This is a genomic window from Chitinivibrionales bacterium, from assembly GCA_014728215.1.
Taxonomy (GTDB): domain Bacteria; phylum Fibrobacterota; class Chitinivibrionia; order Chitinivibrionales; family WJKA01; genus WJKA01.
This window is the reverse complement of record WJLZ01000068.1, coordinates 27,542-40,387: the sequence shown is the minus strand read 5'-3', so window position 1 is coordinate 40,387 and position 12,846 is coordinate 27,542. Positions and strand designations below refer to the sequence as shown.

At 43.4% G+C, this 12,846-nt stretch carries 15 protein-coding genes; 5 read left to right on the top strand and 10 right to left on the bottom strand.

Features of this window, described 5'->3' with window-relative positions; all coding sequences use genetic code 11:
* Positions 1-21 precede the first annotated feature (21 nt).
* The 8 genes from GF401_04565 to GF401_04530 form a co-directional block, all read right to left on the bottom strand.
* Positions 22-843: a purine-nucleoside phosphorylase gene (locus GF401_04565; protein MBD3344318.1), complete on the bottom strand. Its 822-nt coding sequence runs from the start codon at positions 841-843 to the stop codon at positions 22-24.
* Positions 844-899: 56 nt separating this feature from the next.
* A complete protein-coding gene (locus GF401_04560; GenBank protein ID MBD3344317.1) occupies positions 900-1,190 on the bottom strand; it encodes a YggU family protein in 291 nt (96 codons plus the stop codon).
* 18 nt (positions 1,191-1,208) lie between these two features.
* Positions 1,209-1,775: a DivIVA domain-containing protein gene (locus GF401_04555; protein MBD3344316.1), complete on the bottom strand. Its 567-nt coding sequence runs from the start codon at positions 1,773-1,775 to the stop codon at positions 1,209-1,211.
* A 35-nt stretch (positions 1,776-1,810) separates the two neighbouring features.
* Positions 1,811-2,059, bottom strand: a complete 249-nt coding sequence (locus GF401_04550; GenBank protein ID MBD3344315.1) for a YggT family protein — start codon at positions 2,057-2,059, stop codon at positions 1,811-1,813.
* Between the two features lies 1 nt (position 2,060).
* On the bottom strand, positions 2,061-2,744 hold the full coding sequence (locus tag GF401_04545; GenBank protein MBD3344314.1) for a YggS family pyridoxal phosphate-dependent enzyme: 684 nt from the start codon (positions 2,742-2,744) through the stop codon (positions 2,061-2,063).
* Positions 2,745-2,912: 168 nt separating this feature from the next.
* Positions 2,913-4,241: a hypothetical protein gene (locus GF401_04540; protein MBD3344313.1), complete on the bottom strand. Its 1,329-nt coding sequence runs from the start codon at positions 4,239-4,241 to the stop codon at positions 2,913-2,915.
* A gap of 272 nt (positions 4,242-4,513) precedes the next feature.
* Entirely contained in the window at positions 4,514-4,855 is a 342-nt protein-coding gene (locus tag GF401_04535) for an anti-sigma factor antagonist (GenBank protein MBD3344312.1), read from the bottom strand.
* 22 nt (positions 4,856-4,877) lie between these two features.
* Positions 4,878-5,240 carry an STAS domain-containing protein gene (locus GF401_04530; GenBank protein ID MBD3344311.1) on the bottom strand — a complete coding sequence of 121 codons (363 nt, stop codon included), beginning with the start codon at positions 5,238-5,240 and terminating at the stop codon, positions 4,878-4,880.
* Positions 5,241-5,769: 529 nt separating this feature from the next.
* Between GF401_04530 and GF401_04525 the strand changes: the two genes are divergently transcribed.
* Positions 5,770-6,210, top strand: a complete 441-nt coding sequence (locus tag GF401_04525) for a hypothetical protein (protein MBD3344310.1) — start codon at positions 5,770-5,772, stop codon at positions 6,208-6,210.
* Positions 6,211-6,324: 114 nt separating this feature from the next.
* Here GF401_04525 and GF401_04520 read toward each other — a convergent pair whose 3' ends face one another.
* On the bottom strand, positions 6,325-6,729 hold the full coding sequence (locus GF401_04520; GenBank protein MBD3344309.1) for a hypothetical protein: 405 nt from the start codon (positions 6,727-6,729) through the stop codon (positions 6,325-6,327).
* 276 nt (positions 6,730-7,005) lie between these two features.
* Here GF401_04520 and GF401_04515 point away from each other — a divergent pair, with 276 nt between their 5' ends.
* Positions 7,006-7,986 (top strand): MBL fold metallo-hydrolase, encoded by a 981-nt coding sequence (locus GF401_04515; GenBank protein MBD3344308.1) that lies wholly within the window; start codon positions 7,006-7,008, stop codon positions 7,984-7,986.
* Positions 7,987-8,048: 62 nt separating this feature from the next.
* On the opposite strand, the gene GF401_04510 is transcribed toward GF401_04515, so the two are convergent.
* A complete protein-coding gene (locus GF401_04510; GenBank protein ID MBD3344307.1) occupies positions 8,049-9,590 on the bottom strand; it encodes a YifB family Mg chelatase-like AAA ATPase in 1,542 nt (513 codons plus the stop codon).
* A 208-nt stretch (positions 9,591-9,798) separates the two neighbouring features.
* Here GF401_04510 and GF401_04505 point away from each other — a divergent pair, with 208 nt between their 5' ends.
* The 3 genes from GF401_04505 to GF401_04495 all read left to right on the top strand — a co-directional run bounded on the left by GF401_04505 (position 9,799) and on the right by GF401_04495 (position 12,744).
* Entirely contained in the window at positions 9,799-11,061 is a 1,263-nt protein-coding gene (locus tag GF401_04505) for a SpoIIE family protein phosphatase (protein ID MBD3344306.1), read from the top strand.
* 2 nt (positions 11,062-11,063) lie between these two features.
* A complete protein-coding gene (gene coaE / locus GF401_04500; protein ID MBD3344305.1) occupies positions 11,064-11,645 on the top strand; it encodes a dephospho-CoA kinase in 582 nt (193 codons plus the stop codon).
* A 76-nt stretch (positions 11,646-11,721) separates the two neighbouring features.
* A complete protein-coding gene (locus tag GF401_04495) occupies positions 11,722-12,744 on the top strand; it encodes a TonB family protein (protein MBD3344304.1) in 1,023 nt (340 codons plus the stop codon).
* Positions 12,745-12,846 lie beyond the last annotated feature (102 nt).

Sequence of the window (12,846 nt, the reverse complement as noted above, 5' to 3'; positions counted from 1 at the left end):
ACATGTCTATCACTTTCCTGTTTATAACGCTTCCAGTACCTTTTTGATTAATAATACAAGCTTAGGCTCTGCTTGACCCGCCACGGCAATAATCTTATTGATATCTGCAGGCTCAAGGGCGTCGGGAAGGCAGGCATCGGTGACAACGGAAAGGCCCAGAACTTTCAGCCCCGCATGCACTGCAGCGATAACTTCGGGCACGGTGCTCATCCCGATAACATCCGCACCGATAAGCCGCAGCATCCGATATTCGGCCCTGGTTTCGAGCGATGGCCCGCTCATGGCTGCATATATACCCCGTTCCAGAGGAATTTTGTTATCAAGCGCAATAGCGGATGCTTTTTCAATCAACTCTTTTGAATAGGGTTCCGACATATCGGGATATCGAGATCCGATTCTATTGTCGTTGGGACCGATAAGCGGATTATCACTCAACAGGTTTATATGATCGCTGATGGCCATAATTGTTCCCGGAGGATAATGGGGGTTGAGTCCACCGCAGGCATTTGATATGATCAGCGTATGAGCTCCCAGAAATTTCATTACCTGAACCGGAAATACGATCTGCTGCATCGTATAACCTTCATAATAATGGAACCGCCCCTGCATGGCCATGACTTTTTTTCCGGAAAGGGTTCCCATGATAAGCTTGCCGGCGTGCGTCTCGACTGTTGAACGGGCAAAATTCGGAATATCTTCATAGGAAATGACGGCCTCCGGCTCGATTGAGCCGGCAAGTTTTCCCAGCCCGGTTCCAAGAATGATACCGAAGTCCGGCTTTAAATCGCACTTTTCCTCGATCGCCCATTTAGCTTCCTGTATGCTGTCGAATCTTCTTTGCATAGGAGTCCTTTCAGATTTATCACAATTTTTTATAGAGTCGAATTATCTACCGCAGATTACGCAATCCGGTTTCTGAGTCTTGCAAAAACAGTCTCTTGCGGCATATCGATAATCGTCACCACTTTATTCCGGGAACGGTATCCCTTGACAATGGTGCAGGCCGACTTACGGATACCGAGCTGATCCGCAATAAATTTTATCAGCGCAGCATTTGCTTTATTATCAACCGGCGGTGCGGTAACTGCAATAGTTACTCGACTATCGTCAAGGGCAACAATTTTATTGTTTTTTGCTTTGGGCTTGAGGAACACCTCCAGCAAGCATGCCGCAGACGAATCACTGTCCATATTCAGGCCCCAGAGTCCTCAAACAACGATCTCGTCGATATCATCATCATCGCCGGTAAGATCCGGTTGTGAAGGAACCTCATCCATGGTTTCATCTTCAAACTTTTCCGACTGTCCTTGAGAATCCAACCCCTTCAGCTCGCCGGAAATAGTTTCCAACAGATCAAGCTGAGTTTTCAGGACCGCTTTAAAGCGTGAAAGAAAATGATCTCGCTGATTTTTCAGGGTTATCAGGTCATTTTCAAGCTTATGTACCCGCTGCCGGGCTTCATCTTCATAGGAATTAGCGCGAATCTGAGCATCTTTAATTATCAGCTCAGATTCCTTCTGGGCATTTACCCGGGCTTCATCAGTCGCCCTCTGTGCAGTAAGGAGTGTCTGGTTCAGCGTCTTCTCAATTTTCGTATAGTCTTCCAGCTTTTCTGCGGATATCTTTGCCTGGGTGGCCAACTCATTATTCTGTTTGATTACCGATTCAAACTCATTTGCAACCATTTCCAGAAAGCTGTTTACCTCATCAGGATCAAACCCCATTACCGTTTTACGAAAGGGCTGTTTTCGAATGTCCAGCGGAGAAATGCGCATAGAAACCTCTTTGATAAGTGATTGTGCCGATACAGCTAAAAATACACCGGTTGAAACAGTATCCGCCGTAAAATCGAAATTATTAGAAATACGACCAACGGGGAAAAGTCTATTCCTATGCTGTTTGTCGGCAGGATTCGTCGAATCGGTTCGAGCACCGGCTCTGTTACATTGTGAATAAATCGTGCCGCCGGATGATAGGGGTCGACATGCATCCAGGACATAACTATTCGTATTATCAGGATAATTTCATAAATTCTGATTAAAAAAAGTACTAATTGCATTTTATTGAGATCGCCTTCCTAAGAGTAAACTTCCTACCCGAATCATGGTTGCGCCTTCTTCAATCGCCCATTCAAAATCGTCACTCATGCCCATGGAGAGTTCAAGAGAATTGGTTAATCCCCGGCATTTTTCCCCAAGGTTACGAAGCATTTCAAAAGACTTTCGTGCGCCGGCCTCGCCTCCCCCGAGGGGCCCGATAGTCATGAGCCCCCTGAATTGCAGGGCGCCACTGGCACAAACACGTTCGCACAACCCGAGACATTTATCGGGTGAACATCCATATTTCGAGCTTTCACCTGATGTATTTACCTGAACAAGAGCATTGATTGTTTCCGAGGACTCCTTTTGGGCTGATTCAATCGCATTTACAAGCTTTTCCCGGTCAATTGAATGAATCCATCGAATATGGGGCAAAACTTTATTCACTTTATTGGTTTGAAGATGCCCTACCATATGAAGGGTATACTCTCCGGTCAAATGCGGCTCCTTATGTACAATTTCCTGTACCCTGTTTTCACCGATATCGGTAATACCCAGATCAATCACCGATTGAACAGTCTCTACCGGATGGGTCTTTGTTACGACAATCAAACGGACTGAATCGGGAGAGCGGTCTACTCTTTTACAAGCGGCTGCTATCCGGGTCTGAAGATGATCGTAGTTTTCATTCATTTGGTTCGACATGAAAGAATATCCATCTGTTGCATTGCTTTTTATGCTCCATTAACTATTGGTGTTACTAAAAATAATAAACAGGCCATGACCAATTGAAATTGATGCCCCATAAAAGAAACGGCTTCACCAGTGTTAAACCGGAGAAGCCGTCCTTCAGTAAATATTTTTAGAAAAGCTTTACGGGGTTGTTGCTGTGTCGATAATTGAAAAGGGAGCATCGGAATAATCCTGAGCTATACTTGATGAAGGACCGTCACATTCCCCCGTGGCATTGAGCCGTTCCTTTTCATAATCGCCGTAAATATTAACGACACATTCATCCGAAATCATGCTGACAGGAAAATAGGGTCCTAACCAGCTGGAAGCAACTTCCCAATGAAATACGCCGAGATTGCCGGTATAATACTCCGAGTTATCGTTCTTAATGCCCTCATCTTCATTAAAGGAGAACAAGTCGGTCATCCCCATATCGGGTGATACCGAAACTCTGACCCCGCGATAAATACCTTCTTCATGGGCGACCCAGACAATGGTCATGGTATCGCCGACCCGAAAGACTTCACCGCCGTTTGGGCGGAGAACTTTTATTCGCTTACAAGTATCTGTCACAGTTTCGTAAACCACATTGATATTAACCGTTTGAAGAGAGGTTTCGCTTCCATTATCAGCTTCTATGGATACTTCATAGGTCCCGGTATCGCTCACCGATGTCTGCCATGAAAATGTGCTGTTGTTTAACATTGCACTCCCGGGAGCATTATTCATACTCAAAGTAATATCCCCGCCATTTGGGTCTGTTGCTTCAACATCAAAAGTGATTTTTTCATAGGCATAGGCAAGGATATCCGTAGGTGCGGTTATTTGCGGCTTTGCACTCCCCTCGGCCAAAAGGGTTACCGTAATGTTGGTATTGTAATCGGCAACGGGTACTCGCTTTGTCTCATAATTGCTATGGGTAATTTCAAGTGTATCAATCCATATTCCTTTTTTTGCCAGTGATCGTTTTTGTGGCGCAGCTCCGGATTTTAAGCCGTTCTCAAAACCCAGTTTTCTTCCATTGATAAATCTGGTACAATGAATGTCATTCCCCACACGCATTTTCAGAACATAGAGTTGAGTCGGCAACATCCTTTTATTCAAAACTATTGAATGGGTACCCCTGGGAAGTACGCCCTTATTTATAAATTTAATAGACTGCCCCTTAAGGGTATAAAGCCCCACGGTTACCAGGGCATTTTTTTCGAGGTCAAAACGGATAATACCGTTGTTGAGACGGGCATTGTATTTATTGAAAGTCAGTGGTTTTCTATTGATTATGCCGGTTGCTTCAAAAGAGCCATCGCTCCCGGTTGTAATCGATTCACCTCGAACAAGCGCAGTCACTTCTGCGCCTTCAATAGGGTCTCCATTTTCATCAATAATGGTTCCTGAGAGATCTAATGTCCATTGCGCAGCCGCAAGGCTTGTTATAAAAGCCACCAGTACAAATCTTTTTAAAACCAGCATTCTGCTTCCTCCTTCATATATAAGATTTTCTTTAATGCCTATTATTAAAATAATTATATTTTTTTATTTTTTCTCCTGTTTTTTTTTAAAACGGCCGTCATGAAAAAAATTTTTCCGCACTTTAAGACTTCTTTTGATGGGTATCCGCACTCCTGCCATGATTTAATCGTTGCACCAATCACGCCAGTTGACAGGTCCTATTAACGGGAGATTTTCGGGAGAGTTGTAGAGGATGAAACTGAATTATTTTTCGATGCCTGTTTTCCGAATGGTTATGTTACTTTCTCAAGGGAAGCAACAACTTTGAGAACCTTATCGAGGTTGGTTATTTCTATCAAACGAGCCATGTATGATTCCGGATCGGTATTTTTATTCAGAATAATCAGTTGTCGATTTTTATTCTGTAATATTTTATGGTAATAAATAATTACTCCCAACCCATGGCTGTCAATATACTCGGCGTTACTGACATCCACTATTACCTTATCGCTCTTCTGATCAAGCACGACTTCCAATTCCCGGCCCAATTTCTCGTCACCTTCACCACGAACCCTTCCGTTCAATGATAAAATCGGTACGCCGTTTTCATTTCCAACCCTAATATCAACCGACATAATTATCCCTCCCTGTAACTCACTACGAAAGCTCCTGGAATATTTCTACTTTAGATTTAACAATCTTTAAAACTTTATCAAGATGCGTGCTTTTAAAAAGCCCACTGATATATGACAATTCATCTCTGTTTTCATTAAGTACATACAATCTTCTGTTGTTTTTTACAAGCATGCTATGAAAATAAACCAGTATACCAAGTCCATGACTGTCGATAAAGTGCAGATCACTGACATCAACAATTATTCCTGAGGAATTGGATCGGACCAGACTCCTCATTTCTCTTGAAAACCGGAGTACATCCTGATCTTTCATCATCCCGGTCATTTTGATAACCGGAACTCCGTTGATTACACTTGTTTTTATTTCAAATTCTGTTGCAGACACTCTATAACAATCCGTATCCCGGTCGGCCGGTGACTTTAAGAAGTATCGTTTATGCCCTAATTATATCACCCCGAGTAATCCGCTTCAACTATTTTCTATACCTGTTTAAAGGCCCGTTTTCTACAGAAGCTTTTAAAGGAAACAGAAACAGAAATAGTGAAATGTTGTTACACGATCTGTTCGCAATTTAAATTTATAGTTATTCCTAAAGATATTCTTGAATTTTTTAAAGATATTTATATGCCATGCCCATAACAGCTGATAATAAGATCATTGCACTATTCTTTTCGACTCTTATCTGTTTTCTACTCTCCTGTTCTCCCGTACTAATTGAAAATGTTCAGGAAAATGACACCTCTCGGTGTCAGTATATGGCTGATGTTTGCAAGGATTTAGAAGATTTCGAACGTGAATATGTAGCTCTCTCGTCGGAAGAAAAACAGGATTTAAAACCAATATATACAACGCTTCGACAACAATGTGCTGATGCGATCAAGGCATGCAAAAAAAGCCGGAAAGAGAGAAAGTAATGGGGCTCACACGAGAACAGATTGTCGAGTATGCAACCCGCTATGTTCCTGGGAATGAAATTGTTGATTTTCCACTTGAAAATGATGTTTTCTGTTTTCTGGAAATGCCTCTTGATTCTCCGGCCGGTGATGAATCAAACTGGAGTTTTGCGGGATATAATATCTGTCTTGAGTATTCACCGGATCTCGATTCCAAACCCCAGGGTAAATGGATATGGATGAAATATATATCCTTGACAACATTTCCTCCCCACGAAAATGTCCTCAGGCTTCAACCGCCCCATGTTGCTAAAGGGCTGTTTCAAGATGAGCAACGAACAAAGGCTATCCGTATAGTCAAAGTTGATACTAAAAAAATTCTTGGTGAAGTGCGGCAATCCGAAAGTACGCAGGATAATGGAGAGGGAAAAATACTCAAGTTCCCTCTGAAAAAGCAGTAATCAGGACGAGTTAAAAAATCTACAGCAGCTCAATTCCACGTTCGATAACAAAAAGTAAGGCCCCGGAAATGTAACCCCGGAGCCCCATTGTAATCTTACTGATCAAGAATAAAACTACCCAATATGTTTATTGACCAGCTTGGTCATTTCAAACATATTAACCGTCTTTTTCCCGCCGAATACCGCTTTCAAATTATCATCGGCATTGATCATCCGTTTGTTTTTCTTGTCCTGCAAGCCTTTTTTCTTGATGTAGGCCCAGAGCTTCTTTGTGATCTCTGTCCGTGGCATAGGCTTGGAACCGACAACTGCTGCCAAAGCTGCATCTGGCTGCATAGGAGCCATAAAAGCTGCATTAGGTTTGCGTTTTACTTTTTTCTTTGCTGCCTTTTTGGCTTTTTTCTTAGCCGGCGCTTTTTTCGCAGCTTTCTTTACAGCTTTTTTTGTAGCTTTTTTCTTTACAGCAGCCTTCTTTTTCGGCGCAGCTTTCTTCTTTTTTGCTGCTTTTTTGGCGGCCATGAAAAAACCTCCTTGAAAAGGGTTAAATTAAAAAAGGAGCAGCCGGACCGTTCTGTGGCCTCCAACTACTCCTGAATCTGTAGAGCTTACTTTTTCGTATGTATATACACCAGCATCGATGCAACACGCACTCGAACCTTTGACTGTGTGCATAAGAAACCGAATTTCGGTTTCACATAAAAATTGACACATATTATTTATAAAGACAACCTTTACAAATGGCGGTTGTTGTTTTTAGCTTGTTTGTTTCCTTTCTGAAAGTACGTGTGACGGTATATGCTGGGTGTTCTTTCTCAAAATTACAATTTGTGGTATACATTCTGCAACAATAAAAAGGTTATACGTGAATTTTTTTTTAGAGAGAAGATTGAAGTTTTTCTGTTCCTCTCCCCGTCCTGGGGAATTCCCTGGAGCCTCAGGAACGCCTTGGACAATGAAAATTATGTATCTTTTTATTCTATGAACATGCGTATCCTGACCTCAAGCAGCGCCGGTAACTGCACCCTTTTATGGGACACTAATACCGCAATGATTATCGATTGTGGATGCAGTTTTTCCTATGCAATGAAACAGCTCGACGACATCAAAATCCCCTTTTCTGCGCTAAAAGGAGCATGTGTTACCCATATTCACAGCGACCATATAAATAAAGCCTTCCTTCGAAAGCTTTTCAAAAGTAACGTCCCCGTGTACTGCGACCACGCGGTAATTCCCTTTATCCCCGGGGTCCCGAGAGGTGGATCCGGCACCTCTCTACAGCCCTTTCCTTTCGAGACATTTTCACTGGAGACGGTGAGTATTACCCCCTTTCCGGTGCATCACGATTCATCGGGAGGATGCAGCGGATTCTGCATTGAATTCATTGAAAAACAAAAAAAACGGAAAATCACCATTGCTACCGATATCGGAAATACCACGAAAGAAACCGTTCGATACTTTTCAAATTCCGACCTGATTATTATTGAATCCAATCATGATGAGGCCATGCTGTTCAACGATTCCATCCCCTATTTCCTCAAGCAGAGAATCCAAAAAGCACATCTTTCCAACAGCGAATGTGCCGACTTTTTGACAAAAGTACTATACGCATCGGAAAAAGTACCGGAGGCAATTGTACTGGCCCATATCAGTCAGCAAAGAAACAAAGGAGCCATTGCACGAGACTGCATTTTCGGCTCATTGAAAGAAGCCGGGCATGAAAACATTCCGATAGTACTGTCGTATAAAGGAAATCCCAGTGAGATAGTGTCGCTATAGCAGGAAAGCAAAAAGCGGCATCGGAATGCGCAATTGTGGATTTCGAGTTTCGAGCTTTAAGGTTATCCCCCCATCCACAATTTCCTGTCCAGGCTTCGATACTGGATAGCCTCGGCGAGATGGGAAGAACACACATTTTCCGAGCCATCGAGATCCGCAATTGTCCGTGACACCTTGAGGATACGATCGTAGGCTCTGGCGGAAAGCCCCAGACGCTCAATAGCATTCTTAAGAAGATTTTGTGAATCGGGCTCCAGATCGCAGTATTTGCGAATGTGTTTCGACTCCATGTGAGCATTGCAGAATATTTTCTTTTCGTTTTTAAACCGTTCACGCTGTACTTTGCGCGCCTGTTCGACAAGAGTTCGCATCGACAATGAATCTTCTCCCGGTTCTTTCCGTGAGAGTTCTTCATAGGATAACGCCGGCACTTCCACATGGATATCAATCCGGTCCATCAGAGGACCTGAAATTTTCGACATATACTTCTGAATTTGAGGTTGAGTGCATGAACATTCATGACGGGGTTCGGTGTAATATCCGCACGGGCAGGGGTTCAACGCTGCGGCGAGCATAAATTTGGCCGGATAGGAGAGAGACATTGCGGCACGGGAAATAGTAACTTTGCCATCCTCGAGGGGCTGGCGAAGATTCTCCAGAACATTTTTATTAAACTCCGGAAGTTCATCCAGAAAGAGCACGCCATGATGACTCAGGCTGACCTCACCGGGCCGCGGATAGGAGCCGCCGCCAATCAAACCGGCATCCGACACTGTGTGGTGCGGCGATCGAAAGGGACGGGTTGCCAAAAGGGGCGTGTTTTCATCCAAATGCCCGGATACCGAATGGATTTTGGTGGTCTCCAGGGCCTCATCCAGGGTAAGATCGGGCAAAACTGACGGAAGCCTGCGGGCAAGCATGGTTTTTCCCGATCCCGGAGGCCCGATCATCATGATGTTATGCCCCCCGCCTGCAGCAACCAGAAGCGCTCGTTTGATATGCTCCTGACCTTTTACATCTTTAAAATCAATGGCATATTTCCGGGCCTTTTTGAACAAAGCCTGTACATCGGTCTTATAGGGTTCATTTCCCCGGAACCCTTCAAGAAAACTTAATGCCTCGGTTAAAGAATCAACCGGATAGATATCCAGCCCTTCTGCAACAGCCGCCTCTTCGGCACATTCCCGGGGAACAATAAGTCCCTTGATTCCCATATCACGGGCACAGATCGCCATCGAAAGCATCCCCTTGATCCGTTTAACTGTTCCATCAAGAGAAAGCTCCCCTACAATACAATAATCAAGGGCGTTTTTTATTTCAACCTGCTTATCCGCCATTAAAAGACCTATTGCGATAGGCAGATCATAGGCCGATCCTTCCTTTTTAACATCTGCCGGCGCCATATTAATGGTTACCTTGCGGGCAGGAAATTCATAGCCGCAATTTTTAATCGCAGACATCACCCGCTCCCTGCTTTCCCGCACTGCACCATCGGGGAGACCCACAATTGTAAAACTCGGGATCATATCGGTAATATCTGCTTCAATACCTATTTCAAAGGCATCGATACCTAAAACTGCCATAGAGCGAAGCTTAGCCAGCATCTGGTGGTTTCCTTTCACCTAATTTAATAGACATTTTTATGTCGAACATATATAATATATTCGGTATACCGGATTTCAGGAATTGCATTCGATTAAATACGGCTCCTGAAGCAAATAGAATTTACTATTGCCGACCTTCATTTTACAAGTAAACGTATCAGGAAGGTCTGTTTTATCAATTGCAGAGTGAAATGAAATTTTTGCTCCAATGCCGGGAAATTCTTTGAAGCCAATATCATCTCTATCTCAGGCGACCACATCGAAAATGGAAAAGCTCCCTGAAAAAGAAGACAAAGATTTTCTTATTGCACGAAAAGTACAGGAAGCAATGATTCCCCACAGCCTTCCGGCAATTGAAGGAATCGATATCGCTTCACTCTATCATCCCTGCTCCACAGTAGGCGGTGATTTGTTTGATGTCATTCATATTTCCGAGGACATGCTTGCGTTTTTGATTTTTGATGTTTCGGGGCATGGCGTTTCATCGGCATTAATTGCTTCAATGGCAAAACTTGCATTTCTCAATCATATCCGGAATGTAGCTTCTCCACGCAGCCTGATCGAGCGGGTCAATAAAGAAATCGTTCAACACGCTCTTGCAGATTATTTTATCACCGCTTTTGCCGCTTTCCTGGATCTCCATAACAACAAACTCTCCTACTGCAATGCCGGTCATCCACCTCCCCTTGTCTTTAAAAAAGAAGATCGGCAGCTGGTTTCATTAGGAACCTCCGGCCTCTTCATCGGCATCTTCGAAGATGGCCTCTATGAAGAAAAAATTCTCTATCTCAACCCCGGAGACTGGCTTGTACTTTTCAGTAACGGGATCTATTCGCTTTTTAACAGCGAAAACGAACTTCAGGGAAGAAAACGGCTCGAATTAGAAATTCTTCGCAAGCTCGATGATTGTTCTCCTGCCGGACTTGTCGAATGTTTTGACAGTAAACTGAATGATTTGCAGCAAACCCGGGCGCTCGATGACGACCTTACTGCAATCGTTATCGAAGTTTTAACCGCATCACGGAAAAATCAAATAAAAGACAAACTGGGTTTCGACCCAAAAGCCCCGGTCTATCTGATGTTTATCAACTATTTTGAAGAAATGGATCGGGCCACTGCTGTCATTCTCAAGGAAATGGATGAGTTCGGGTACCCCGACGACAGCATTCGGAAAATGAAAATTGCCCTGACCGAACTCCTTGCCAATGCGATCTATCACGGCAACAAAAAAGATCACACCAAAAAAGTCACTATAGGCCACATCACCACAAAGCATCATGTAACAGTAGCCATTATGGATGAAGGTGAAGGATTTGATATCGACGCCGTTCCTGATCCAACATTGCCCGAAAACCTTGAAAAAGACTGTGGCCGGGGCTTATTTATAGTTCGTAACTATGTGGATTTTGTGGATTATAATGAAAAAGGTAATCGCGTAATAATACGCAAGCACAGAATTACGGATAGCTGAATATGGCGCATATCGGTGTTGCGGGATATATGGGGGCAGGAAAATCAACCGTTGCACAGATCCTCAAAAAACACATTCCATGCCGGGTTATTGATGCCGATAATGACGCGAAACAACTCATGAATGGAAATGAAAAAATCAGAAAAGACCTGGTTGCTGCTTTCGGATCAGACATTATTGGCGACAATACAATTATTTTTCATAAATTAGGCGAATACGTTTTCAGGTCTCTTCAGAACCTCAAATTACTCAATAGCATCGTTCATCCGGAACTGCTTAAGCATCTTGCATCGGAGCTGGAAAAGAACAGAAAGGGAAATGTTATCTGCGATGCAGCGCTCATTCCTCTCTGGGGAATAGAGAGCTGGTTCGACACAGCAATATGGATTCACGCTGATCACTCGATACGCCGCCATCGTCTCGAAAGCTCAGGGAAGCTTGATCCCGCAGCTATCGAAAAACGAATGCGCTTGCAGGAAATGCTTTTTGATGCTCCATCGGGAAAGCCATGGTATATTATCGAAAACAATTCTGTAATTAGTACCCTGGAAAAAGGTATGAAAAAATTACTGGAGAAACGGTAAGAGAATTGCACTGTCGATTACCGGTTGTTTCATTTACATTTCCCGGATTTTTTTATTTTAGAAAAGGAAGTCCCTGATGAGTATACGGAAAAATGCCATCTCAATCCTTGCTTTTTTAATCATACTGGTCGTTACCGGATGTGGAAAAAAGGATCCCGATAAAGAACCCCTTTTTATTATTGATAACGACACTATCAGCTTAGGAAAAGCCAAGGAATGCGTATTTGATTCATCAATGGCAGTTTCTCAAATTGGTACCGCAGCCGCCCGCCGCCTTACCCTGGCTCAAACCGAGTTACAAACACTCGACACTGCCGATTATTCATCTGTTGTCAAAGACCTTGCGGAGCGCCTTTCCCTCGAAACCGGGGAAGACTGGAAAGCATATCCATCACGGTGCCTCTTCCTTTCAGGAAAAGCACTTCATAAAAAGGCCGATAGCCTTCTCTATCCCCAGGCAGTGTTTGCATCGGTTGATTCCCTGATAAAAGCAAATGTACGGTTTATTACCAAAAAAAGTCCGGTTCCGGTTACCGTAAAGGATACGGCCTTGAATAACGACAGCATTAATATCGCCAATGATACCAGAGCTTTTAGCAAACTGCTTTCATCTGTTTTGATACTCCCGGACCGTATTGCGGCAATTGTTAATGAGTTTATCCTCACCGAGACAATCTCGGTCGATTCGATGGCCGGGGTAGCGGATATGATTAAAGGGCTTTTGGCCGATAGGACATCCCAACCGGTCAAAAAACGAACAAAGGTTGTTAGGCAAAAGCGCGCCAATTCAAAAATGGCCTTAAAATACCGAAGTCAAAACTCCATTAAGGATTCGATTAATAAACACATACCCAATTTAAAGGCATTGTATAAAAAACAACTGAAAACAAATGAATCTATATCGGGTCAGATATGGGTTAATTTTGTCGTTACTCCCGACGGCCGGGTGGCTTCGGCAGCCATAACAAAATCATCGATTAACAACCCGGCTTTTCTGAATTCGTTTCAAAATTATATAAAAGAAATACGATTCAAGAAAATCCCCGGAAACATCGGCGATATGAGGTTCAATTTTCCCTTCGAATTTACTCCCGGGTAGTAATGAACAGGAAGAATGTTGGCTCTCATATCAAAAAAGCTGTATTTTTATTTTTCTCGCTGATTACGCAGTGAACCATTATCACTGCCGTGGATACGTAAA